This is a genomic window from Paenibacillus bouchesdurhonensis (assembly GCF_900155685.1).
GTDB lineage: Bacteria > Bacillota > Bacilli > Paenibacillales > Paenibacillaceae > Fontibacillus > Fontibacillus bouchesdurhonensis.
Window position 1 is genome coordinate 2855833 of record NZ_LT732548.1, and the last position, 24175, is coordinate 2880007.

24 protein-coding genes, 1 pseudogene and 1 riboswitch are annotated in these 24175 nt (G+C 46.2%); of the genes and pseudogenes, 18 read left to right on the forward strand and 7 right to left on the reverse strand.

What is annotated here, in order from left to right:
• Window positions 1-95 precede the first annotated feature (95 nt).
• A complete protein-coding gene (locus CZ379_RS17190; RefSeq protein WP_110932742.1) occupies window positions 96-1841 on the reverse strand; it encodes an alpha-glycosidase in 1746 nt (581 codons plus the stop codon).
• A 393-nt stretch (window positions 1842-2234) separates the two neighbouring features.
• Between CZ379_RS17190 and CZ379_RS17195 the strand changes: the two genes are divergently transcribed.
• From CZ379_RS17195 to CZ379_RS17210, 4 genes are all read left to right on the forward strand, one after another.
• A complete protein-coding gene (locus tag CZ379_RS17195; protein WP_110932743.1) occupies window positions 2235-3035 on the forward strand; it encodes a transporter substrate-binding domain-containing protein in 801 nt (266 codons plus the stop codon).
• Between the two features lie 191 nt (window positions 3036-3226).
• Complete coding sequence (locus tag CZ379_RS17200; protein ID WP_110932744.1) at window positions 3227-3901, forward strand: amino acid ABC transporter permease; 675 nt, start codon at window positions 3227-3229, stop codon at window positions 3899-3901.
• Window positions 3888-4610 carry an amino acid ABC transporter ATP-binding protein gene (locus tag CZ379_RS17205; RefSeq protein WP_110932745.1) on the forward strand — a complete coding sequence of 241 codons (723 nt, stop codon included), beginning with the start codon at window positions 3888-3890 and terminating at the stop codon, window positions 4608-4610. Before CZ379_RS17200 ends, CZ379_RS17205 begins: the two co-directional genes overlap by 14 nt.
• 165 nt (window positions 4611-4775) lie before the next feature.
• A riboswitch (cyclic di-AMP (ydaO/yuaA leader) is annotated at window positions 4776-4958 on the forward strand.
• Between the two features lie 2 nt (window positions 4959-4960).
• Window positions 4961-5635, forward strand: coding sequence for a 3D domain-containing protein (locus tag CZ379_RS17210; protein WP_110932746.1), 675 nt, complete (start codon window positions 4961-4963; stop codon window positions 5633-5635).
• Window positions 5636-5753: 118 nt separating this feature from the next.
• On the opposite strand, the gene CZ379_RS17215 is transcribed toward CZ379_RS17210, so the two are convergent.
• Window positions 5754-6548 carry a polysaccharide deacetylase family protein gene (locus tag CZ379_RS17215; RefSeq protein ID WP_110932747.1) on the reverse strand — a complete coding sequence of 265 codons (795 nt, stop codon included), beginning with the start codon at window positions 6546-6548 and terminating at the stop codon, window positions 5754-5756.
• Window positions 6549-6759: 211 nt separating this feature from the next.
• Between CZ379_RS17215 and CZ379_RS17220 the strand changes: the two genes are divergently transcribed.
• From CZ379_RS17220 to mobB, 5 genes are all read left to right on the forward strand, one after another.
• Complete coding sequence (locus tag CZ379_RS17220; protein WP_110932748.1) at window positions 6760-7461, forward strand: dihydroorotate dehydrogenase electron transfer subunit; 702 nt, start codon at window positions 6760-6762, stop codon at window positions 7459-7461.
• Window positions 7458-8390 carry a dihydroorotate dehydrogenase gene (locus CZ379_RS17225; protein ID WP_110932749.1) on the forward strand — a complete coding sequence of 311 codons (933 nt, stop codon included), beginning with the start codon at window positions 7458-7460 and terminating at the stop codon, window positions 8388-8390. Before CZ379_RS17220 ends, CZ379_RS17225 begins: the two co-directional genes overlap by 4 nt.
• A 1-nt stretch (window position 8391) precedes the next feature.
• Window positions 8392-8745 (forward strand): prenylated flavin chaperone LpdD, encoded by a 354-nt coding sequence (lpdD, locus tag CZ379_RS17230; protein WP_110932750.1) that lies wholly within the window; start codon window positions 8392-8394, stop codon window positions 8743-8745.
• 133 nt (window positions 8746-8878) lie between these two features.
• The gene (locus CZ379_RS17235) at window positions 8879-10159 is read left to right on the forward strand and encodes a molybdopterin molybdotransferase MoeA (protein WP_110932751.1); all 1281 of its coding nucleotides are present in this window, start codon (window positions 8879-8881) and stop codon (window positions 10157-10159) included.
• Between the two features lie 17 nt (window positions 10160-10176).
• Window positions 10177-10704: a molybdopterin-guanine dinucleotide biosynthesis protein B gene (gene mobB, locus CZ379_RS17240; protein ID WP_110932752.1), complete on the forward strand. Its 528-nt coding sequence runs from the start codon at window positions 10177-10179 to the stop codon at window positions 10702-10704.
• A gap of 58 nt (window positions 10705-10762) precedes the next feature.
• Here mobB and xerS read toward each other — a convergent pair whose 3' ends face one another.
• Together xerS and CZ379_RS17250 are read right to left on the reverse strand one after the other, a co-directional pair.
• Window positions 10763-11851 (reverse strand): tyrosine recombinase XerS, encoded by a 1089-nt coding sequence (xerS, locus tag CZ379_RS17245; protein WP_110932753.1) that lies wholly within the window; start codon window positions 11849-11851, stop codon window positions 10763-10765.
• A 291-nt stretch (window positions 11852-12142) separates the two neighbouring features.
• A complete protein-coding gene (locus CZ379_RS17250) occupies window positions 12143-13069 on the reverse strand; it encodes an L-lactate dehydrogenase (protein WP_110932754.1) in 927 nt (308 codons plus the stop codon).
• A 728-nt stretch (window positions 13070-13797) separates the two neighbouring features.
• Between CZ379_RS17250 and CZ379_RS26725 the strand changes: the two are divergent.
• From CZ379_RS26725 to CZ379_RS17270, 4 genes and pseudogenes are all read left to right on the forward strand, one after another.
• Window positions 13798-14339: pseudogene (locus tag CZ379_RS26725) on the forward strand (polysaccharide deacetylase family protein).
• A gap of 82 nt (window positions 14340-14421) precedes the next feature.
• Window positions 14422-15693, forward strand: coding sequence for a VPS10 domain-containing protein (locus CZ379_RS17260; protein ID WP_110932755.1), 1272 nt, complete (start codon window positions 14422-14424; stop codon window positions 15691-15693).
• A gap of 179 nt (window positions 15694-15872) precedes the next feature.
• On the forward strand, window positions 15873-16064 hold the full coding sequence (locus CZ379_RS17265) for a hypothetical protein (protein ID WP_110932756.1): 192 nt from the start codon (window positions 15873-15875) through the stop codon (window positions 16062-16064).
• A gap of 220 nt (window positions 16065-16284) precedes the next feature.
• Window positions 16285-16704, forward strand: a complete 420-nt coding sequence (locus tag CZ379_RS17270; RefSeq protein ID WP_110932757.1) for a DUF2500 domain-containing protein — start codon at window positions 16285-16287, stop codon at window positions 16702-16704.
• Between the two features lie 82 nt (window positions 16705-16786).
• Here CZ379_RS17270 and CZ379_RS17275 read toward each other — a convergent pair whose 3' ends face one another.
• Window positions 16787-18115 carry an FAD-dependent oxidoreductase gene (locus CZ379_RS17275; protein WP_110932758.1) on the reverse strand — a complete coding sequence of 443 codons (1329 nt, stop codon included), beginning with the start codon at window positions 18113-18115 and terminating at the stop codon, window positions 16787-16789.
• 275 nt (window positions 18116-18390) lie between these two features.
• Between CZ379_RS17275 and CZ379_RS17280 the strand changes: the two genes are divergently transcribed.
• From CZ379_RS17280 to CZ379_RS17290, 3 genes are all read left to right on the forward strand, one after another.
• Window positions 18391-18813 carry a cell wall hydrolase gene (locus tag CZ379_RS17280; protein ID WP_110932759.1) on the forward strand — a complete coding sequence of 141 codons (423 nt, stop codon included), beginning with the start codon at window positions 18391-18393 and terminating at the stop codon, window positions 18811-18813.
• 58 nt (window positions 18814-18871) lie between these two features.
• Window positions 18872-19333, forward strand: coding sequence for a spore coat protein GerQ (gene gerQ, locus CZ379_RS17285; RefSeq protein ID WP_110932760.1), 462 nt, complete (start codon window positions 18872-18874; stop codon window positions 19331-19333).
• 393 nt (window positions 19334-19726) lie between these two features.
• A complete protein-coding gene (locus tag CZ379_RS17290; RefSeq protein WP_199925655.1) occupies window positions 19727-21010 on the forward strand; it encodes a hemolysin family protein in 1284 nt (427 codons plus the stop codon).
• A 52-nt stretch (window positions 21011-21062) separates the two neighbouring features.
• On the opposite strand, the gene CZ379_RS17295 is transcribed toward CZ379_RS17290, so the two are convergent.
• The gene (locus CZ379_RS17295; protein WP_110932762.1) at window positions 21063-21908 is read right to left on the reverse strand and encodes a hypothetical protein; all 846 of its coding nucleotides are present in this window, start codon (window positions 21906-21908) and stop codon (window positions 21063-21065) included.
• Window positions 21862-22476 (reverse strand): RNA polymerase sigma factor, encoded by a 615-nt coding sequence (locus tag CZ379_RS17300; protein WP_110932763.1) that lies wholly within the window; start codon window positions 22474-22476, stop codon window positions 21862-21864. Before CZ379_RS17300 ends, CZ379_RS17295 begins: the two co-directional genes overlap by 47 nt.
• A gap of 238 nt (window positions 22477-22714) precedes the next feature.
• On the opposite strand from CZ379_RS17300, the gene CZ379_RS17305 reads away from it, so the two are divergent.
• Both CZ379_RS17305 and CZ379_RS17310 read left to right on the forward strand, forming a co-directional pair.
• Window positions 22715-23905, forward strand: a complete 1191-nt coding sequence (locus CZ379_RS17305; protein WP_110932764.1) for an MFS transporter — start codon at window positions 22715-22717, stop codon at window positions 23903-23905.
• Window positions 23906-23964: 59 nt separating this feature from the next.
• Entirely contained in the window at window positions 23965-24156 is a 192-nt protein-coding gene (locus CZ379_RS17310) for a hypothetical protein (RefSeq protein WP_234405061.1), read from the forward strand.
• The last annotated feature ends 19 nt before the right edge of the window (window positions 24157-24175 follow it).

The following is a 24175-nucleotide window of genomic DNA, read 5'->3' on the forward strand; positions in this document are numbered from 1 at the left end:
ATAATGAATCTATAAGGTATTGGGAATGCAAAAAATAAATGACTCCGATGCACCTAAGACAGGTGTATCCGGGGTCATTATTATTTATAAGAGGGTTATTTAAGTTTGCGGAATAATATGCGATATCCGAAGGGATCAAGGCTGATATTCATAACCCCTTTATCGGGCATAACGCGTTCATCCGTCAAAGCGTCATACCAGTCGTTCGTATCCATGGGATGCGATAGCGTGCGCTTCTTCTCCGTATTGTTCATCCAAATGGTAAAATGAACTTTCTCGTCTATTCGTTCATAAATAATGCATGGGTCATGGCTGTCCGCGTGCAGAAAGCGAAACCGCCCCTCGCGTAAAGCGTTGTGCTTCTTGCGCAGAGCAATCATTAATTTATAGAAATCATACAGCTCGCGGTCTTGTTTATTCGAATCCCAGATCATGCATTTGCGGCAATCCGGATCTCCGTTTCCAGATATTCCGACCTCATCACCGTAAAAAATACATGGTGTGCCAATATACGTAAACAGAAATACGACACAGAGCTTCAGTTTGCGCTTATCGTTGCCAACGCTAGTGAGCAGTCTTGGCGTATCATGGCTGCACAGCATGTTGAATATAACTTCATTGGTTTGCTGCGGATAACGCATAATAAGAGCGCCCATATCATTAGAGAAGCTATACCCGTCCATGCCGCCATTGAAGAAGGCGAGTACTTTCTCAGCGAAGGGGTAATTCATTACGGAATCAAACTGATCACCAAGCAGCCAATTCAAGGAATCGCTCCACACCTCGCCGATGATATACGCTTCAGGGTTTACTCCCTTTACAACATGTCTGAAATCGCGCCAGAAGTGATGATCCACTTCATTCGCGACATCAAGACGCCAACCGTCAAGATTAATTTCTTTGATCCAGTATTCGGCTACGCCAAGCAAATAGTTTTTCACTTCGGGATTTGCGGTGTTGAACTTGGGCATGTTTCCATAGAAACCAAAAGTGTCGTAAGTGGGAATGCCATTTTTGATGGAAGCTGGGAATTCATTGATGTGGAACCAATCGATGTATTTCGAATCTTTCCCATGCTTCAGCACATCCTGAAACGGAGGGAATTGTTCGCTGCAATGATTAAATACGGCATCAAGCACCACCCTTATACCTCTATCATGACAAGCCGTAACAAGCCGTTTTAAGAGGGCGTTGTCCCCAAAATGAGGGTCGACGTTCTTGTAATCGACCGTAGCGTATTTATGGTTGGAAGGGGAGGTGAAGAGCGGCGTAAAATAGATTGCGTTAATCCCGAGATCTGTTAAATCGTCGAGGTGATCGAGAACTCCCTGTAGATCGCCTCCGAAATAATTGTCGATTTTGGGCGTGCCGCCCCACGGCTCGGTATGCTCAGGATCGTTCGACAGGTCTCCATTCGCGAAACGCTCGGGCATGATTTGATAAAATACGGCTTGCTTGGCCCATTCAGGCACTTTAAAAACATCGATTTCGTGAATGTAGGGAAATTCATATAATTCTCCTGGCGGTGTGGGAGGATCATGTCCAATTCCACTATCCTGCATATAGACGGTTTCGTTGCCGGCCATCAGTTTGAAGGCATAGGAGAGCCGTTTATATTTAGGCTTTACAGCGATTTCCCAGTAATCGAACATCGCGTCATGGGCTGCTTTTTCCATCGCAAATTCCTGATAGGTCGTTTGCCAGTCATATTTGTCCCCGGTCATGGCGAATACTCGCTCTACGTCATCTCGTTTGGTGCGCACACGCAGATGAATCGTCGATGGATTATAAGCATAGGCCCACTTATCTCGAGGCACGTGGTACAAAGCTTCCAGTAGCATGTGGCCACCTCCTTTAACATCGTACTACAGCTAATTAATAACCAATAGTTCCTTGTTATGAACCATTATTCCCTGAATAAGGTGCAGACATGAATCATGGCGCATAATGATTTGTTTATGCAATACGATAATGTGATAAAGGGCACATGATGATGGCTAAGTTAAGGGATGCGAGCAGGATCGGAGAGTATGACTGTTAAATAATGCAAGTGGAGTAAGGGGAATAAAGTGAATGATGAAGAAGCTCAATTGACCGGAGGTATAATAACAGAGTGAGGTAGTAAGAAATTTGTCGAAAATTTCTTTTGCATATATATGCATTATGATTTATAATTAGCCCAGTGAAATCATGAGACGATAATTTATTTTCATAACAATCAAGGAGAGAGACAGATGAAAAAATGGGGTATATTATTAATGGCAGTAATGCTGCTAACTACCGTGTTGGCAGCTTGTGGACAGGATAAGGAAGCAAAGAACAGCACGCAGGGCTCGGGAGCGAGTAAGAAATTGATTCTTGGCTTGAGCGCGGACTTTCCGCCTTATGAGTTTCATATCAAAAATGACAAAGGCGAAGACGAAATCGTCGGATTCGACGTAGAAATCGCCAAAGAGATTGCGAAGGATATGGGAGCCGAATTGGAAATCAAGGATATGGTGTTCTCTTCCTTGCTGAATGAGCTTGGTAGCGGTCGGGTAGATATGGTCATATCCGGGCTAAGTCCATCACCGGAGCGTGCTAAAGAAATCGAAATGTCGCAAATTTACTATAATGCGAAGCAGGCCGTCGTCGCTCGCGAAGCGGACAAGGATAAATATGCAACCCTTGAATCGCTGGAAGGCTTAAAAATAGGCGTTCAAAAAAGTTCTATCCAAGAAGACATCGCTAAAGAAATCCCTGGGGCCAAGCTGACATCTCTGGCGAAAATCTCCGACATTATTATGCAGCTGAACTCGGGCCGCGTTGACGTAGCGATTATTGAAGGTCCCGTAGCCGAATCGTTCGTAAAGAATGTTGAGGGAATCGTTATTACGGATGCTGTGCCGGTAACTGAGGATGAAGGCTATGTGGTAGGAATCAAAAAAGGAAACAAAGAGCTGCTTGACCAGGTAAATGCCACTTTGGATCGTCTGATCGAGGATGGCAGCATTGAGAAATTCGTAGAAGAAGCCAGCGAACTGTCAATTAGATAAACTGGGATTGGCTATTTCACGGAAAAGACAAGATAGGCAGAAAATAGCGGAGAATTTTCGCTATTTTTCTGTTTTTTTAGAAACAGTCGACAGCGAACCAGTTTGTCTTTAAGATATAAGGAGTGCATGATTCGAATGCCTCTGCTTCCTTATATCCACGTTTTTTCGATCATTGGAGGAATGATAGGCTTATGGATTTTTTTGTTGATTTTGCAACGATGTTTTGGGAATATCGCAGTTATTTTTTGACTGGACTGCAGTATACTTTGTGGCTGGCGGCTCTTGGCGTATTTTTCGGGTTTATTCTCGGATTATTTGTGGCTTTGATCCGCATGTCGCCATGGGGGATCGTTCGCTTTATCGGACATGCTTGGGTTGAGTTTTTGCGTGGTACGCCAATGCTTGTTCAACTGATGATTATACACTATGGGTTGGCTTACATGTTTGATATTAATTTCGATCCTATCCAATCGGGGGCAATTACGCTGTCGATCAACAGCTCTGCGTATCTAGCCGAAATTTTCAGGGCTGGGATTCAGGGCGTGGATCGGGGACAGAGCGAAGCTGCTCGATCACTCGGGATGACGAAGGGGCAGACGATGCGCTTCATCGTTATTCCGCAGGCAGTCAAAAATGTGCTGCCAGCCATCGGGAATGAATTTGTGGTCATCGTCAAGGAATCATCGATTGTTTCTTTTATCGGGGTAACCGAAATTATGTTCCAGGCGGGTGCCGTGCAAGGCATTACTTATAATGGAATGCTTCCATTCCTGATTGTTGCCGTGATGTATTTTATCGTTACATTTACGCTTTCCCGTATTTTGGGTCGCTTCGAAAGGAGATTGCAGGCTAGTGATAACCGTTAAGGATCTGCATAAGAAATTCGGTCAACTGCATATTTTGAAAGGCATTGATCTGGAAATTAACCGCGGCGAGGTTGTCGTTGTAATTGGGCCGAGCGGGTCGGGGAAGAGTACATTTCTTCGCTGCTTGAACCGGCTGGAGGAGCCGACCAGCGGCGAGATTATTTTTGAGGGCGAGCTTATTACGGAGAAGCGTCACAATATTAATAAAACCCGCGAAAAGATGGGGATGGTGTTCCAGCATTTTAATTTGTTCCCGCATAAGACGGTGCTGGATAATATCCTGATGGCTCCGATTCAAGTAAAGAAGCAGGACAAATCCGCGGCACAGGCCAAAGCGCTTGAGTTGCTGCGTAAAGTGGGTCTGGAAGACAAGAGTGCAGCATATCCGTCCCAATTGTCGGGAGGTCAGAAGCAGCGTATTGCGATAGCCCGGGCTTTAGCGATGGAGCCGCATGTCATGTTGTTTGACGAGCCGACGTCGGCACTGGATCCCGAAATGGTAGGAGAGGTGCTTGAAGTCATGAAGGGGCTAGCCCTGGGGGGAATGACGATGGTCATCGTCACCCACGAAATGGGCTTTGCCCGCGAGGTAGGGGATCGTATTCTGTTCATGGATCAAGGTGTTATCATCGAGCAAGGCACGCCGCAGCAAGTGTTCGGTTCGCCTCGCAACCAGCGTACACAAGATTTCCTAAGTAAAGTACTATAAAAAGATCACATTATTGAAGCATGACCTAAGGTCGTGCTTTTTTGGCGTGCACAGGCAATTCTTTAATTTTTTGTCATAGCTGCCGAAATGATTTTTCCATGATAAATGCTGGGTTTATTGCCATTGGTAACATTTGCATCCTCCACAGGTTACAAAATTGTGATATATTCAATACGGCCGAAACACTGCTAAAGCAGGTGCGGGGGACGCATTATGACAAGCGGATGTAAAATGAAGAGTCATTTGCATAGTTTGTCTCGGGGTGAAGCGCAGAAGGATTTGCGCCGGGAGCTATCCTTTTTCCCGAATCCGACAACTAACTCCGCAGGCAAGGTTAAAGGAGGAGCAACATGTTTAAACAACTTAGAGGACGTAAATTTGCGAAGGGGATTAAGACAGCGGTGGTTGCAGCAGGTCTAATAGGAACGCTGCACGCGATGCCGGCTTATGCAGATTCAGTACATACGGCAAAGGATGGAGATACATTCTTCTTCTTGGCCAAGCAGTACGGAGTCAACATGGACAAGCTTATGCAAGCGAATCCAAACATACAGGCAACGAATATTTACAAAGGATTGAAGATTACGATTCCAGGTGAAAGCGTGCAGGTGCTTTCAGCTCCTGGCCAAGATGTAGAGGCGCTTTCTACGCTGAAAGTCCTATCTGCGGATCGCGTAGTTCAAGCTTGGGGGAAGACATTCAACTATAAATCTACGGTCAATGTGAAGGCAACGGCTTACTCCGCTGCGGCGAGTGAGAATGGAAAATGGGGCCCGGTTGATTATTACGGAAATCCATTAAAGCTTGGCACGATCGCCGTTGATCCTAATGTTATTCCGATGGGTACAAAGGTGCTCGTAACCGGTCATAGTCATCCTGATCTGCCGAAAAATGCGTTTGTCGCGACGGCAACAGACCAAGGCAGTGCAATTAAGGGGAATCGCATCGATATATTCATTCCGGCCACTCCGCAGAAAGTTAGTCAGTTTGGCTTCCAGGATGTGAAGCTTTACGTTTTGGATTAAGCTAGATAGATTAGAATTCATATCATCTTCCATGATCGTAAAAAGGACGTTCCACTAGCAAGGTCTAGATATTAGACCTGCTGGGATGTCCTTTTTGTGTATTTCTTAGTGCGTACGGTTATAAGGCTTTCTGTTCATGCAGTAGGTCGGGAATTGTCACGAAATGGTATCCGCGATTTCGCAGAGTCCGAATGATATCGGGCAAAGCTTCGATCGTCCCTGTCAAATTAGACCCGTCTCCGCCGCCGGCATGCTGTAGAACAATAGATCCTGGCCCAACCGCGCTGAGCACATTATGCTTCACTTTTTCTTTGCTGAGCGCTTTCCAATCCAAGGAATCAACGTTCCAGTTGACGATTTTGTAGCCTTGCTTCTTGGCCCACCTGAGCTGCTCTTCATTGATTTCACCGTAAGGTGGGCGAATAAAGCGAGGCTTGTAGCCAATAAGCTTCACGATTACTTTCTCGGTTCGTTCGATTTCATTCTTGAATTCCAACGCCGACTTCTTCTTGAACAGGGGGTGGCTGTAGGAATGATTGCCCACTATATGCCCTTCACGGTGAATTCTCCGCAACAGTTCGGGATGCTTCTTGGCCCGGCTGCCTACCACGAAAAAGGTGGCTTTAACCCCATGCTTTTTTAATACATCCAACACTTTGGGGGTGAAGCGAGGATCTGGAACATCGTCGAAAGTTAGGGCGATCTGCTTAACCTCGGGTCCGTTGAATTTGAAGGTTTCGGAATATTTGCGGCGTAGTTCTCCCAATGTCATGGGCTTGGCTTCGGCAATAACGGATTGGTCGGAGGAGGTGGATTCCGGGTACGGTAGTGCTCTGGCGGAAATGGGAGCCATTCCCGTAGCAAGCGCCAAGCAGATCAGCATCGCAAACGGCGCTTTAATGAAATTGAACATGGATTACCTTCTCCTTTAGCCACTGAATTGTTATCTATTGGTATGCCCAAAACGGCATATGATTATGACCTCCAGCCGAATTGATGTTTATTCGTTCTGCAAAATGATTACATCAAAGGATATGTGCTAAATGTCACAGACTTGCTTGCGCAAAAATAGCATCTTAAATAAAGCAGTAGTCGGTGCTTATATGCTAGAGAGGTGAGAAAACATGGCGGAAGTTATGGCAAATGTAGAAGTAGCCCCGAACATATTCAGACTCAAGGCAGCAGGAGAGTTTGCGGGACGGATGGGACAGTTCTATATGGTTCGGGCGTGGGACAAGTATCCGCTGCTCTCCAGGCCGCTTAGCATCTTTGATCGGGACGGGGCTGGCATTGAGTTTCTGTACCAAGTGACAGGAGAGGGGACAACGCTCCTCAGCAATTTGCAGCCCGGAGACGAGTTGCAGCTCGAAGGGCCGTTTGGCAATGGATTTCCGGAGCTTGAGGATGCGGGAAGTATAGCTTTGGTAGGAGGCGGAATCGGGATTGCTCCATTGTATTATGCGCTGCGTCGTTATCGTTCCCCCGACGTATATCTAGGGTTCAGCCAAGAGGCATATCTTACCGAGCAATTTGAAGCCGCAACAACGGGCAAAGTGGTTGTGGACGTGGGCGGCATCGTGCTGGAGCAGGTGGATTTTCAGGCCTATGATACGATTATAGCCTGCGGACCGGAGCCCATGCTTAAGGCTGTGCAGCGCAAGAAATTGGAATCTCACAGCACGGCCGAAGTCTACGTTTCTCTGGAGAATCGTATGGCCTGCGGCATTGGCGCTTGCCTCGTGTGCAGCGTAAAGTGTCAAGATAAGCGGCGAAAGGCTTGTACGGATGGCCCGGTGTTTCTAGCTGAGGAGGTGGTGTTCGAATGATCAATATGATGTGCAGCATAGCGGGGGTTCATTTTAAAAATCCGATCGTCATGGCCTCGGGCACCTTCGGCTTTGGCCGGGAATACGGTTCCTTATATGACATTAACCGTTTGGGCGGCATTTCCGGGAAGGGATTGACCCTGCACCCGAAGGAAGGAAATAACGGAATTCGTGTTTATGAGACCTCATCCGGAATGCTGAACAGCGTTGGGCTGGAAAATCCGGGGGTCGAGGCGTTTTTACGCGAGGAATGCGAATATTGGGCGGGTCTGAATCTAGCTCGTATAGCGAATTTGGGCGGCAATACACTTGAAGATTACGTCGAGGGGGCACGCTTGATAGAGGAGGACGCAGTTCTGCGCAAGGCGAACGCCAAGCAAGCTGTTGATATGATTGAGCTCAACATTTCTTGTCCGAATGTTAAAGCCGGTGGAATGGCCTATGGCATTAAGACTGAAATAGCCCGCGAAGTCGTCAGGGAAATTCGGCAAGTGACGGCATTGCCATTAATGATCAAGCTGTCGCCTAATGCCGAGGATGTTGTTCAAATGGCGGTCATGTGTGAGGAAGAGGGCGCGGATGCGGTTTCTCTCGTCAATACATTTTCCGCGATGAAGATAGATATTTACAAGCGCCGCAGTGTGTTTGAGAATTTGTATGCAGGACTGTCAGGGCCGGCGATTAAGCCGATTGCCCTGCGAATGGTTCATCAGGTCAGCCAAGCTGTGTCCATCCCTGTAGTCGGAATGGGCGGTATTCGAAGTGCGGAGGATATTATTGAATTCATTATGGCCGGGGCTGCGGTTGTTCAGGTCGGGACGCACAATTTCGTTGATTTGCGGGCGGGAGAGCATCTCATTGATGAGCTGCAAGCCTTCATGGAGCGTGAGAAGATCGCATCCTTGGACGAGATTAGAGGGATTGTGTAGTATGGAGCGATTTAAAGACATCACTATGCAAGCGATCATTGTGGGGAAGGATTTGCTGCTCATCGTGTCTGGGGGAGACCGGCATATTGGGGCTACATCCACAGCGTACTGGGAGCAAGGGCAGGTTTGCGTGGAGACCAGCGTCGTTCCCGGACATAAGGAGCATGTTCTTAGCGAGGAATTGGCTCTCCGGGCGGCGGCGAAGCTGCGCCAAACCGTCACACTCGTCATGGGCATACATTACGACCAGCTTCAGCGTGATGACATTGATCGTATATGTGAGCATGTCAGCTCGATGATGGATGATTACTTATCGCAAAATGACGGGTTTAAGTTTAAAATCGATTGTAATTAGGTTAATGATTTGGAGCAGACCTTGCCGGGTTGCTCCTCTTTTCGTTGGATAGATTGATTTTCGGATGAATAAAGCTATAACATGGATATTATGGCACATGAATAGCAGGATAGGCAGATGGAGGAAAGGTAAAATGACAAACAAGTTGAGTGTTGATAAATTTCGCCGTAATATCGTCTCAGTTCCGGAGGCTCAAGCAAAGATTCTAGCTTATGCTCAGCAAGGTGAAATGGAGCTGGTTCCAATTACGGAGGCCAAGGATCGAATCCTTGCACGCGATGTGACCGCACCCCATCCGTTTCCCCATTTTCGCCGTTCGGGAATGGACGGGTATGCCTTGCACAGCTCGGATACAAGGGGAGGCAATAATGACCAGCCTGTGCAATTGGAGGTCGTTGACGATATTCCCTGCGGTTCCCTTCCAACGGCAAGTGTGAAGCGTGGTACCGTCTCACGAATCATGACTGGAGCGAAGGTGCCGGATGAGGCGGATGCCGTCATGATGTTGGAGATGACTGAACCTTTCGAGCGGGAAGGAAAAAGGTATATTCGCATTAAACGGGAAATTGAACCGGGTAATAATATTACTCCAGTCGGACACGAGCTTACCGAGGGAGAATTGATTATGGAAAAAGGGCGGCGAATCGGAACGGGGGAAATATCGGTGCTTGCCACATTTGGCATTCATCAGGTGCCGGTTGCAAAGAAGCCTCAGGTGGCTATATTCTCGACCGGCTCAGAGCTGCTGCACATTGAGGACCCTCTTCAGGACGGCCGAATTCGCAATAGCAACACATACATGCTGGCAAGTCAGATTCGAGAAGCCGGCGGTGAGCCACATTTGCTGGAGGCAATTGAAGATGACTTAGACAAGGCGAGACATAGAGTGGAGGCAGCCTTTGCTGAGTACGACATCGTTATTACGACCGGGGGGGTATCCGTCGGCGACTACGACATTATGGCGGATCTCGTCCGCGAACCATCGACAGAAATGCTGTTTAATAAGGTGTCGATGCGTCCGGGGAGCGTAACAACCGCGGCGGTGAAGGAAGGCAAGCTGCTGTTTGCCCTCTCGGGTAATCCGGGGGCCTGCTTTGTCGGCTGCGAGCTCTTCGTCCGTCCGTTTATTGGTACAGTTTTGGGAATCCCCGAGCCTTTCTTGCCCAGATATCGAGCGGTATTGGGTACAACCTATCATAAGGTCAATAATTTTACCCGGTTTGTGAGAGGCAGCTTGACGTTTGAGGATGGAAGGCTCGTTGCCTATCCGGCTGCCCTTGATGAATCAAGCGTCATGGTTACTATCAAGGACAGCGATGTTCTGATCGTCGTACCGCCTACGAATAAAGGTGTAGAAGCCGGGGAACTGGTCGATGTCCTCTTACTGCCCGGAGGCAAGCTCACGTCGAAGTAGAAAGGAGAAGGTATTAAATGTCGGTTATTCAAATCGTAGGCTATAAAAATAGCGGTAAGACGACGCTGATCGGCAAACTGCTGGAAATACTGAATGCGATGAATTTACGAGTGGCTGTCATTAAGCATGACGTACACGGATTCGAGGCGGATCGGGAGAGCACCGATACGTTCCGCCACCGTCGGGCCGGCGCGGTCGCAACGGCAATTACTTCTCCTTGGCGAACCGCTATTATAGAAGAGCAGGAGACGAGGCTCAGCGATCTGATCAAGCATTTTGAAGATTATGATATGACAATCATTGAAGGCTTTAAGCAAGAGAGCTACCCGAAGATAGTGTTGATCCGCGATAAGGAGGATCTTGCGCTGCTGCAGGAATTGACACAGATACGCGCTGTGGTATTTAGGCAGGAGGCCGAGGAATGCTTGGATAATGACGGAACCGGCGGTGTGCTTATCGGCTCGAAAGTACCTTGTTACAAAGCAGATGAAGTCGAAGAAATTGCGAAGCTCGCCATTGTTTCGATCCTATCTTCAGAGAGTTAACGACAAATCCCCCTCGAGACAGCTTGGAGGGGGATTTAAAGTGGCTTGGGCAACAACACTAGGAGTCGGAGAGGGAGCGCCGTTCAATCGCTTCAGACATCGTTTTGTCCGTTAGATGCGCATATACCTCCGTCGTCTCGGTTGAAGCATGGCCTAACTGCTCCTTCGTTTTGTAAATATCGTTTTGCAGGTAGTAGTCCGTTGCGAAGGAGTGACGCAGCTTATGCACGGTTAAATAAGGCTTGCCAAATCGTTTGGCATACTTAATAATCATCGCCTGGATGGCTCGCTTCGTCATCCGCTTGCCTTCCTTCAGGCCATTTGGAAGCGCGACGAATAACGCTTTTTCCCGTTTGGGCGTGTTATAGCGCGTTTGGCGCAGCTCCAAATATTCGATCAACTCGTCTTTGGATTGTTCACGGAAATAAACAGGCGTTTTAAAGGTCTCATCATTGTTCCCTTTTCGGAATACATAAATGATTTTATTGGCTATATCTAAATCGTCGACATTTAAATTAACGACCTCCGAGACCCGAAGCCCGGAATTCAAAATAAGGCTGGCGATACAGGCGTCTCTTTCTTTATTGAGCTCATGGGCATAGAGGGCTTGCTTGTTGTTATGAACGTCCGCTCCGTAACCCTCACGGATATATCCAATAAAATCAAGCAACTCCTCATCCTCCAGCAGCTTGCCCTTAAGCTTGGCCGCGGTATCCTTGGGCTTATGGATTCGTTTGATCTCAACCTTAGCCATAATATTGCGTTTGAGTAGAGGATAGAAATCCTCGTCCTCGGCAATTTGACTTAAATAGTGAAAGAGCGATCGCAGGGAAGACATTTTGCGGGATACGGTGATTTTAGTGTTGGTGCCATCGACTCGTGTAGTTAGGTGAAGACGGAACCCTACGATGCTCTCCATACGGAGCGTCTCTAGATCCAACAGTGTAATTTGGGTATTGCTTTCCGCAGTAGAAAGACCCTCGGCACGAAGCCAGTTAAAGAACGACTCATAATCCCTAATATATTCCAGCAAAGTGGATGGAGAGAGATCTGGAAGCTTATAATCAATAAATTGTTGGACGAACCAAGGCATGTGAACAACTCGCTCATCGAGTTTTTTACGATCAATTGCCTTTTGAATATTCATGTAGGTGTACCTCCGAATTCAATCGATTATGCTCTATATTGTAGCACAGATGAAGCAGCGCCTGCGTTGAAAAGGGTCAAATCCTCACAAGAACGCTAATTATAACCACTAGAATGAAAAACACACTATATGAAAAATTCATAATAGGAAACCATAAAATTCTCAGCATATCTAGCTACTTCTAAATAAGTTGCATCATATTCAGCACTCTAGCACCTTCCCAAGGTTAAAAAGTATATTTAAACAAAAACAACCTGAGATGATCAAGCCTCAGGTTGTTGTGTGTAATATTTACAGCTCTAATTTCTCGATTTCTTCCTTAAGTTTGCGTGCGGAATGCTGAAATTTCTCCAACTCTTCACCATTCAGTTTCAAGTCAAGTACTTCCCGAACCCCATTGCGGTCGACGATGCTTGGTACGCCAAGATATACGTCGGATACCCCGTTATAATCGTTAAGCAGGGTGGAGACGTTCAGTACAGACCCCTCGTCTTGTAGGATGGAGGTGACGATCCGATCCAGCGCCAAGGCGATTGCATAGAAGGTAGCTCCCTTGGCATTGATGATTTCATAGGCCGCATTTTTAGTGCTGTTGAAAATATTGGTTCGATCTTCCTCCGTGAATTCCAAATCGATGCCTGCTACATTGGCAAGACTCCAAAGCGGTACTTCAGTGTCGCCATGCTCCCCGATAATATGCGCGTGAATGCTGCGCGGGTTGATCTTCTTGTTCTGGCCGATCAAATAGCGGAACCGCGCGCTATCCAGCAGCGTACCCGAGCCAATGACCCGATTGGAAGGGAAGCCGCTCTTCTTCAGTGAGACATAGGACAGAATATCTACGGGATTCGTCGCTACAAGAATAATTCCATGATTGTTGTACTTCACAATATTCTTGATGATGCTGTCGAAAATGCCCGCATTACGTTTAAGCAGGTCAATGCGCGTCTCACCAGGAGCTTGGGATGCACCGGCTGCAATAATGATAATATCAGCATCCTTGCAATCGCTGTAATCCCCAGCCCACAGTTTGACCCCGCCTGTAAAAGGCATCCCATGATTCATGTCCAGTGCTTCCCCAAGCGCTCTTTCTTTATTCGCATCAATAAGCACCAATTCGGATATACGATCACGCAGCAATAATGTATAGGCTGTTGTAGCACCTACAGCACCTGTTCCAATAATAACAACTCGGCTAGATCGCAATTGTGTTGTCAATTTATCATCTCCTTCTAAGCTATGACGGATATGTATTAACCCATCTTCATTGTACATGAATCGATTAAAATTTAAAGCACATTCTGAAAGTTTAAAATATTCGTTATCTTAATTAATAAAATTGTAGTTAAAAAATAAAAATTATGATCATTTCTAGTTTTTGAGATATTTCACAAATTCTAATGAGAACTTTGTAACCAGAGGGTAACCTTTCTGTAAGGACGTACCCCCTCTTTTTATATTATTCTAGTAATACATAAAGAGAGAGGGAAATGGTGATCAGCATGAAGATGTCGAACAAGGATAACACACAGCACAAGGCAATTACTCGAAAAAAGTCGAATAAACGACTTAAAAACCCGCTAATGATTCTGGCAATATTATTATCATCTGTAGCGTTAATTATGTCCGCAATTGTAGCGACATCTTACCTGAATGTTCAATCCGCTGAACTAAATATCGCGTCTGTCGTAATTCCTAAATTCGCCGGAAGCAACGAGAAAAGGCCAGTTCCAGATAAAAGTTCTCCCGAAGCTGAACAACGTCAGAACGAATCTGAAGTAACGGAAACCGATAACGAGCCTGTAACTACCGATGTCTCCGAAAGCGCTCAAGAGCAGGGTAACCAGTCGGAATCTCCCGCAAATGCGGAGCAGCTTCCCGAGCAGCCGAAGGCATCCACACCCAAAGTGGCATACTTAACTTTCGATGATGGCCCAAGCAAGTATATGGATGAAATTGTAGACATTCTGAACGAATATGGCATACATGGAACGTTCTTAATGAGAGCTCTCTAAAAGCAGCTTCAGAGCAAGGGAATTATATCGGATTACATAGTATGACCCACGATAAAAATTTATTATACAAAAGCGGAAGCTCGGTTAAATTCATGAAGGAATTCAATAAAGTACAGAGCATGGTTGAGGAGATCACTGGAAATACTCCCTGGCTGATTCGTGCCCCGTATGGCAGCAAACCGCTAATTAATAAGGAATTTCGAAATGATATCGTAAAATCCGGATATAAAATGTGGGATTGGACTGTAGACTCAAAGGACTGGAAGCATACGAACAGACCGGATAAAGTGATGCAGGAGATCAAGCGTCAAGTGCATCGGGAAGTCGAAGTCATTTTGCTTCATGAGAAAAAACAAACCGTCGAAGCATTGCCCCAAATCATCGAGTATTTAACCAATAAAGGATATGCCTTTGCGGTATACAAACCGGATCAGCATTTTTCTGTAAATTTCGCGAACGATTCCCGTTTGTAAAAGGCTATTAATCTATGTTTCTAGTCTATGATATAATATGATCTGATCTGCAGGTTGAAGCTGGCAAGTGAGGTGCTGATATTTGAGTTTATTATATAAATTAACTGGGGCATTGCTGGTTTCATGCCTGCTGCTAACATCCTGCTCCTCAAAGCAGAATGAGGTAGTAAGTCCGGTTCAGAATGAAGCGGCGGAGGAAGGGCAAACCATTACGATAGAGAACCCAGAGGTATTAATGGAACAGACGTCTGCCAATAAGGAGGAGGGGAAGCAATACCAAATCCAAACGCGGCTCACCGATTTTCATCTTCTTAGTGAAAGTGCTGGTATTGCCTGGGGATCGACTCGCAGTGAATTGCGTCTCTATCTGACTCAGAACAGCGGCAAAACATGGACGAGCATATCGCCAGCCGCTTCGGTTCAGTTTCCATACCATCCGAAGTATAATCGCGATATATTCTTTATCGATGCAGCCCATGGCTGGATCGTTCGTAATCCGGTAGGCTCAAGCGATGCAATCGTGCTGCGCACCCGAGACGGAGGTGCGACCTGGAAGATTGCTTCGCTGCCGGGTTCGGATAAAGTTGCCGCGATCTATTTCACGGATGATACCCACGGTTGGATATTAGCGGCCAAAGCATATCCGGACAAGGAAGAGAAGACGTTGTTTCAAACGGAGGACGGGGGAGCAACCTGGTCTAAGATCATGAGTAGTCCGTCTGAAGCGGATGCAGCGCAAGATCATGTTCTTCCAAATTCCGGGGCTGAGATATCGATGGTATTTCGTGATCGGATGACTGGCTATGTCAGTATGATCAGCTCCGGTATTCCAAAGCTGTATACTACGGATAATGGAGGCATCAGCTGGTCCGAGGTGAAGGACTTCTTCTCCACGGCCAAGTATAAGTCTTGCAAACAATTTATTGCAGGCGAGCTGCAGTTCTTCTCAGAAGAGCCACTAAATGGCTGGATTCCCGTAGGGTGTGTGAAAGAGGAAAGCACGAAATTCAACGGTTATTATACGGCCGATAACGGAGCAACCTGGAGTTTAGCGCCATTTGAATCATTCTGGCAAAACGGGTTGAATGAATCGCTGAAGCCTACTTTTGTGAGCAGCAGGGAAGGGTGGCTTCTACATAATACGAAGGTTTACCATACTTCGGATCAAGGCAAGAGTTGGAGTGAGCTGCCGGAAAGCAAGGTGCTCACAAATATCTTGGCTGAATACCCGGAGATCGTCAAGCTGCGGTTCTCATCTACTAAGGTAGGCTGGCTGCTCGTTGCCCAAAGCAACCAGAAACGCTCCTTATTGCTGCAGACCTTAGATGGGGGCAGCAGTTGGCGAGTTCTATAGACATCTCACAAAACAAAGCCATTTTTTCCGTCTGACGGGATAAATGGCTTTTCTGTATGATTTATAAAATAAAGTTCATATGATTGTGAAAATTATCACATTGTCTTATGGGAGTATGTGATATATTTAACTCAGAAAGAACAAACGCGATACCTACTTATAAAATAGGAGTGATTGAGATGAAAACAAATAATCAAGATCAAGTAACTCGTAACCTGCTCCAATTTTGCTACCATTGCGAAGATGCTCATCTGTGCACGACAGAAGAAATATGCAAAGCTTGCTGGGCCGAGAATGGTGTGTATGAGGCTGAGGCAGAAGCAAACGGAGCGGAAGAGACTCGTCAATTGTTACAAAGCTACTATGCATAACTCCATATCTTACAGACGATCAGCATAACCTTCGGTTCAAGGCTCAGGAACCGGAGGTTATTGTTGTTTCTAAACGATTATTCCGAGCGATTGAATTAATCATGGGTGCTATGACAAGTTTCACTGTCCAAGGCATATACATAGAAGAGAAGAACAGGGGCGACAAAAGCACTATAATCTTGTTCTGCTTACCGGCGTGAACGTTGAGGGAGGGAGAAGGATGCAATCTTGGGTGGAAATGTTCAGCGTGATGAACACTGCACTTCCAATTTTCTTCATCATCGTCCTAGGGATCATTCTCATTTCTGTGGGCCGGGGAATACTAAGGTACGCCTTTAACTCGAAACAGCCGCTGCTCATTGTCCCAACAGTTATCGTCGGCAAACGTACGGAGGTTTCTCATCGCCATAACACGGATACCGCAGTCACCCATACGGACAGCAAGTACTACATTACCTTTGAGGTGGAGAGCGGCGACCGCCTTGAATTTGCAGTAACTGGACAGGAATACGGACAATGTGCGGAAGGAGATCAGGGGAAGCTTTCATTTCAGGGAAAACGTTACTTAGGATTCGAGCGTTTGGCGAGGTCATCTTTGAATATAGATGAAGGATATCGCGATTATAGGCGTAATTATTAGACAAGAATAATGGGCTCCAAGCAGTCGCTGCATAAAATAATAAGAGAGCTGGCCCGATCGGGACAGCTCTCTTTGTAATGCATCAAGAGTAAGATAGTGCTTTAACCTGGGCCGTACTGGCCAGAATATCCTGGGCGACTTTGCGTCCACTCGAGAAGGCTCGTTCTGCCAATTCGCCCTTGCCCTCGCAGCCGTCTCCACAGAAATAGAATGGAACTTGATCAAGCTGATTAGGCAGGAGCTTGTTGGTGTGGATATTCTTAACGCTGGCCACCATCGCTTTCTTGGAAATGCGCTTGACAGCCGTATTGTCGCGCCAGCCCGGGTAGTAAGTATCAAAAAGCGCTTCCATTTGCAATGTTTTACTCTCTAAATATTGTTTCTTCTGATCATCGTCCGGGAAGTCATCGTTTAGATAGGCGATGCCCTGCAGCAACTGGCCGCCTTCCGGGACAATAGTGTGATCTGTAGCCGAAACGTCACTGATAAACAGCTTATTGTTCATGTCACTAATATAGTGGAAGGGTCGATTGATGACTTTGGAAAATCCAACGTCGTATACAAGAACTTCAGTAGATGTATTGTTCTTGTAAGGTTCAAGCGATTTGCCCCATGGTGTCGAATCAAGCAGCTTGGCAACCTGCTGTACCGGCATAGCGAAAATGACTTGATCAAAGACTAATGATTCGCGAGTTTTGGTATGAAGTAGAAATTTGTCATTTTCAATCGTGATCGATTCTACAGGTTCTTTTACAGCAATTTCCCAATCTTGGTTCTGAGAAATTTTGTCTACCAACTGATTAGTGATGGTCGACCAGCTGCCAAGGATGTAGTTAACCGGCTTATGCGAGAGAAACAGGTTTTGATAGTATTCAGCGATCACTTCGCCGGATACTTTTCTAGCCTCTTCAGGAGTAATGAAGAAGTTGGAGCTAACTAAATGTTCCCACAGTTCTTTGACGTCAGGAGAGGCATTTGATTTATTCAAATAGTCACCTAACGTTGGATAATTCTTCAGCTGATGAATATTAGTGATGACAGCGGCAATTTCGGCAACGAAGCGAATTTTCTCCATCGCCGTTAGGACGCCAGTCTTCATAATATTTACGAAATCAAGCGGAGCGGGGGTGACCTGACCATGCTTAGTATATACAACATTACGTTTATCCACCTGCTTGCTGTGAAAGCGAAGATTGAGCTCATTCTCCATATTCAGCAACGTATGTCTATCCATACCGTAAACCGCATGTGCTCCATAATTTAGTGTGAAACCTGATTTTTCATAAGTAAAGGCTCTTCCACCCAACTGTGGGCTACGCTCGAACACTGTTCCCTGTATCCCCGGACTATCGGACAGATAAGCAGCGGCTGTTAACCCAGAAAGTCCACCGCCAACAATCGCGATTCTCATTAGTCGTACCTCCCATTCGTTTTGTGAAGCGGCATGGATAACCACTTCTCGCAACATTTTGCTCCGAATCGAAGCATGGATTCACTATTAGTATATGCTATTCATGTAAGCGCGTCCATAGAAATAGACACGATTTGTTCAAATTTGCAATCGTAATCATTGTTACCCTTGGCAATATTGGGTTGACGAATAGGTTAAAGTAAAAAAACAGGCACAAATATGGGCAAATGCACATAGGATATATCGTTCATAAGAGACTGAAGGAGGAAAGCCCGTTGGCTGTCATAAAAGCAAATTCAGCGGATGTCAGACTGCTAGCCCGGCTCATGCGAGCTGAAGCTGAGGGTGAAGGTGAGCAGGGCATGATGATGGTCGGCAATGTAGGAGTGAACCGGATCCTCGGCAATTGCCTCGACTTTAGAGACATCCGCAACATGGATCAAATGGTATTTCAATCACCAGGGGGATTTGAAGCTACTCAGAAAGGATATTTCTATCAAAGAGCCCGCGATGCCGACATCCGGCTAGCACAGAGAGTGATTAACGGCGAACGTGTATGGCCTGCGAGCAACGCATTATGGTTTTTCAGGCCTGCAGGGGATTGCCCAGCTACATGGTACGACCAGCAGAACACAGGAAGGTTTAAGTCTCACTGTTTCTTTACCCCGACTTTTGAAAATTGCCCATCTGTATTTTAAGAGATGATTTTATTTTTCCATAAGAAAAACCCATATTATTCAAGGAGGTTGTTATCCCATGTTCAATCCAAATTATCGGCCGGTGACCTATAAAATCGGCAGCGGCCAATCCGGCACCTACGGCGGTGGGGGCGGTTATCCTACCCATACCCAATATCCATCCCAAGGCGGAATGTCTTATCCGCCCCAAGTACCAAGCGGCAGTCCCATGACGACGACGGGGACGGTTGTGCCGACTTCGATCCCACAGTTCGAGCAATCATATATCGAGAACATTTTACGCTTGAACTTAGGAAAAGTTGGCACCTTTTACATGACATATGAAAACAACTCCGAATGGAACGCAAAAGTATTTAAGGGCGTTCTTGAAGCCGCAGGTCGTGACCACATCATTATCAGCGATCCGACAACAGGAGTTCGTACGATCTTACTTATGGTGAATTTCGATTATGCTACCTTCGATGAGCCGTTGGCTTATCAATATCCTGGAACGATCGGAAATCCGCAATCAGCGAGATAACGAGATTCAATATGATCTTATTTCCGTCAAAACAAGGTTGTCCTTTAAAGAAAAGGGCGGCCTTGTTTATATTTGGTTGTCTTTTTTACAGACTAAACTTGGAAAATGACATCAAAACGATAGGAAAAGCCAGCAAAAGCTATGCATGGCTGTACCAACAGCGACTTTCTGTGGAAAACAAAATAAATTAGCCCTGTACTCTTGTCTGTTGTCATACGGTGCCGTTTGACTGTGTAGTGTATAATAATATAATTAGATGTAAAAGGTCATGAACCTGTGTCACAGTCAAATTAATTCAAACCGCGAAGGAGGTGCACCTGTTCTCCGCTTTGGTTAGCGGGAATAGGAAACGTATTGACTGACCCTTTACCGAGTATTTATCATGTAGGACTTATGATTATATTAGTTCTGCTTAACGGATTTTTCGTATCGGCTGAATTTGCGATTGTGAAAGTTCGCGCAGGCCGAATCGATTCCTTGATTGAAGAGGGGAAGAAGAGCGCAAGAACGGCTAAAGGACTCATGAGCCGCTTGGATGGCTATTTGTCCGCCTGCCAGTTGGGTATTACGCTTAGCTCTCTTGGTCTCGGATGGCTTGGTGAGCCAGTTGTGGCACGTCTGTTGAATCCGATTTTTCAGCTAACGGGAATAGGGAGTAAGACCGCTTATACTATTTCGCTTATTACTGCATTTTTAATTATCGCTGTACTGCATATTGTGCTTGGAGAGCTGGCTCCAAAAACTGTAGCTGTCCGCAACGCAGAGAAGGTGACGCTATTGTCGGCTCGCCCTATGCAAGTATTCTATAAGCTGATGTTTCCGATGATATGGGTGCTGAATAGCCTGTCGTCCGGGCTGCTCAAAATATTTGGCATCGAACCGCTCAAAGAACAGCATGATCCTGCACATACCGAGGAAGAGATCAGGGTCATGATGAAGGAGAGCAGCGAGATCGGTCTTATTGACAGTACGGAAATGTCACTCGTCGACAATATCTTTGAATTTGCAGATACAACAGCACGGGAAATTATGATACCTCGAACCGAAATGATTTGTCTATATACTCAGAATACTCTGCATGAGAATTTAGAAATAGCCTTGGAAGGAACACGTACACGTTATCCGGTGTGTGCTAACGATAAGGATCACGTGATTGGCTTTATTCATATAAAGGATCTGATCCGTTCGAATTCAGCGAATTATTTAGATTTACTCCGACCGATCATGGCGGTTCCGGAGTCTACTCCGATCAGCGATTTGATGAAGCGGATGCAGCGTAACAAGACGCAAATTGCGATTCTGATCGATGAATACGGAGGAACATCCGGGCTTGTCACGCTTGAGGATATCGTAGAGGAAATCGTTGGGGAAATACAAGACGAATTCGATGAAGAACGCCCTGGTATCGAGCAATTGGGCGAGAACGCTTACTCCATCGATGGACTTATGCTGATTGAAGCAGTGAACGACCGATTCGGCTTAGAGCTTGATTCCGATGATTATGATACGATCGGAGGATGGCTATACTCAAGAATCCAAGTGTTGCCGCCTCAGGCTGGGCAGTCCGTGGAATACGGTGGTTATCTGTACATGGTGGAACAAACCGACAACAAGAGAATATCGCGCGTAAGGCTTGCTAAGCAAGAGCTGATTCCACTTGAGGGAGCGGGCGCGTAACATATATAACGCATGAAAGAAGGGTGCCCGCGGAGGGCACCCTTCTTTCATATTAATTATTCAAGCCGTTAGCGATCTTGAGCAGTTCGCTCTTATCGAATTGTCCGGCAGCCAAGAAGCAAATGTCACCGATCATAAAGGTGATCTGGGCAATCCTTCCTGGCGTGTAATAAGCAACGGTACCGTTATCTAGAGTGAGGGTCTCGATGTTTTCCTCGTAGGGCATTCGAATAATCTCATCTTCCTTCAGCGTCTTGAACATCATTGTCAACTGCTCATGCTTCTTCGTTTCGAACAATAAATATACGCCTTCCATCAAGCCGGCGTCTACGGAATCCGGCGTAGGGTTCTGTGCGGTGATTAATTCTGCAGAATTAAACATGTAGCCCTCCGGCATATAGGCGATCTTCGGAAGCTCAAAGGGCAGGCTGTCACGCAGATCTGCCATATGGGCCTTCATGGACAGGGGGAATAATTTGGGACAAGGCAGTTCCTCGGGATTTATCATGTCATCTGAAGAATCGTTAGCGAATATTACGCTAGTGTCCTTCAACTGACGACCATTCCCAAATATAATCTGACTCATTCCATTTCCAAAGTTTCTTAATTCCTGATAAATGGGGGAGACCGCTTGCGTCACGATGGGCGGCGTAAACAATACTGCACTAAACAACACGAAGGCAGTAATTACGGCGATAATCTTATATTGCCGCAGCCAGTGCAGTCTTTTCCGGCGTTTGGCCCGCTTCAGAAGCAGGGGCTTGACCTTACTCCAGGATTGTTGCTTATAAGCATCCGTGTAGAGAGGCAGTTCCTCGGCGGCCTCCTCGAAAGCTTCATCAAACAGGGCGTTAAACTCCGCGGGATATACGGGATCGCGGGGACTGCTTCGTTTCAATATGGTCACCCCACTCTTTAAACAGCATTTTTTTGATTCCTTCTCGGGTACGGTGCAGCCGCTGCCTGACGACATCCTCACTGACGTTCAGCCTTTCGGCGATTTCCCTATAGCTCAGACCCAGCTTCCAGCGATATTCCACCAATAATCGGTATTCCGGCTTTAGCTTTTGCAAGTAATCGACAATAGCCTCCTCCATCAATTTGGTTTCCACCATCTGTTCAACCGAGCCGCTGGGATTGATAAAAGGGTCTATTTCTATATAAACACTATCTGTATCCAAATGGTTACGGTACTTTTTACTTTTTCTCAAAAAATTAATGGCTGTGTTCCGCGTAACTACTTTAAGCCAGGATTTCATTCCAGCTTCGCCGTCAAAGCTAGGCTTATGATCTACAACTTTCATAAAGGCTTCTTGTATAATGTCTTCCGTTGTTTGATGATCCTTAACGATATAATAAACAGATCCGTAGACGAGGTCGTAGAAAGCATAATAAATCTCTTCCTGAACGTTCTCTGCCAAGTCGTTGAAATCAGCGACGAGCAACCACTTCAGGCGTTCAGACATGATTTTCTCCTCTCCAATTCCATAAAACCGTATTTCATTTTCACCTATATGCATTCTACATGATTTTAGGAGCAAGAGGAATCTTTTCCCTGTAAAAGAAATCTTAAACTTAATTATGAATCTTTCTTTTGTCCAAGCTTTGGGGAGGTGACGCAAACGTTACTTTAATCTACAATGGAGTAGTTGGCTGGCATACATACAAAGATGTTTACATCAGGAGAGGAGCTTTGCATTTTACATGAAACGCTTAATATGGATGGGATGCTGGGCTTATTTATTGATCGGTATGGCGCATGTCGTTGTTGGATCAATTATGCCTAACTTACTTGAGTATTATGGTAAAGAGTATACGGCCGGGGGGAGCCTTATTTTTGCGCAATTCGCCGGATTTCTTGTTGGGGTTCTCGTCTCGCCGCTGCTCATATCTAATTTTGGCAAAAGAACAGGCATTATTATCGCCACAGGCATGCTCTGTATCGCCGAAGTAGGCTACACTTTGCTGCTTCCATGGGAGTGGGTGTATGTAGCCGGTACGGTCGCCGGGTTTGGATTCGGCATGATTGAAGCGGTTATCGGCACCCTGATCATCGTAGCTGTAAAGGAAGGTACTGCAGTTGCCATGAGCAAACTGGAGGTATTCTTCGGCATCGGGGCCCTGGTCATGCCGCTGATCGCCGGTTGGCTGATACGGACAGAAATGTGGCGGTTTTCCTTTCTATTCATCGCTTTGTCGGCTTTAATGATGCTGTTGGCCTGGTTGAAAAGTGATTTCGGGGAATTAAATAATTTGTTGAATGAGAAGGAGGCAAAGCAGGAGAAAAAAGGGGCGCTGCTAGCGCAATACCAAGGGTTCCGGGGGCTATTGCTCATCGTATTCACAATTTTCTTCTTCCTCTATGTCGGAACGGAAATGAGCTTCGTGAACTTCTTGCCGTCCTTGCTGATCGAGAAGTTGGGCACCGACAAATCGACGGCTGCGTTTAGCGTTACTTTATTTTGGATAGCTATGACCGTTGGGCGAGTGTTCTGCGGCATTATTGCTGAACGTATATCCTACGGTCGTTATGTGTTATGGAGCTGCGCGGCAAGCCTTGTACTGATCTCTCTATTTTCGATTACTGGGCAGTTATCCGTGATGCTTGCTCTTATTTCATTATTTGGATTGTTCATGTCTGGTTTGTTCTCTATTGCCCTCGTTTTTGCAAGCAAGCTGCTGCCTGGAGCAGAGGAATCTACGCCAAGCATACTGATCGCCGCAGGGGGAACAGGGGGAGCTATTCTGCCGCTCGCTATGGGGAGCAGCATGGACATCGTTGGAGCAGATACGGCAGCCTGGATGTTGGCCGCATTTGTCGCTTTATTATTACTCCTTAGCATATTAGCCGTATTAATTGAACGATCTCGTTCTAAACGTATTGCCGAAGCCTGAGACATTTGTCATAATCAATGGAAGAAGGAAGCGAAAGGGGTTAACGAATAGTGAGCTGGATGTATGTTGTAATTATCGTCATGGTCATCATCGCAGGTATAGGTACACTCTTGGTGGGAACATCCAGACAGAACAAGACGGGAAACCCGAACTATGATAAGCGGACGAAGAAGAATATGGTAGGGTTAACGCTTATGTATGCCGCGTCTATTATTGTTGTCATCGTATTGGTTGCGATGATCCTTGATTGATGATTGGGAGAAGATGCAA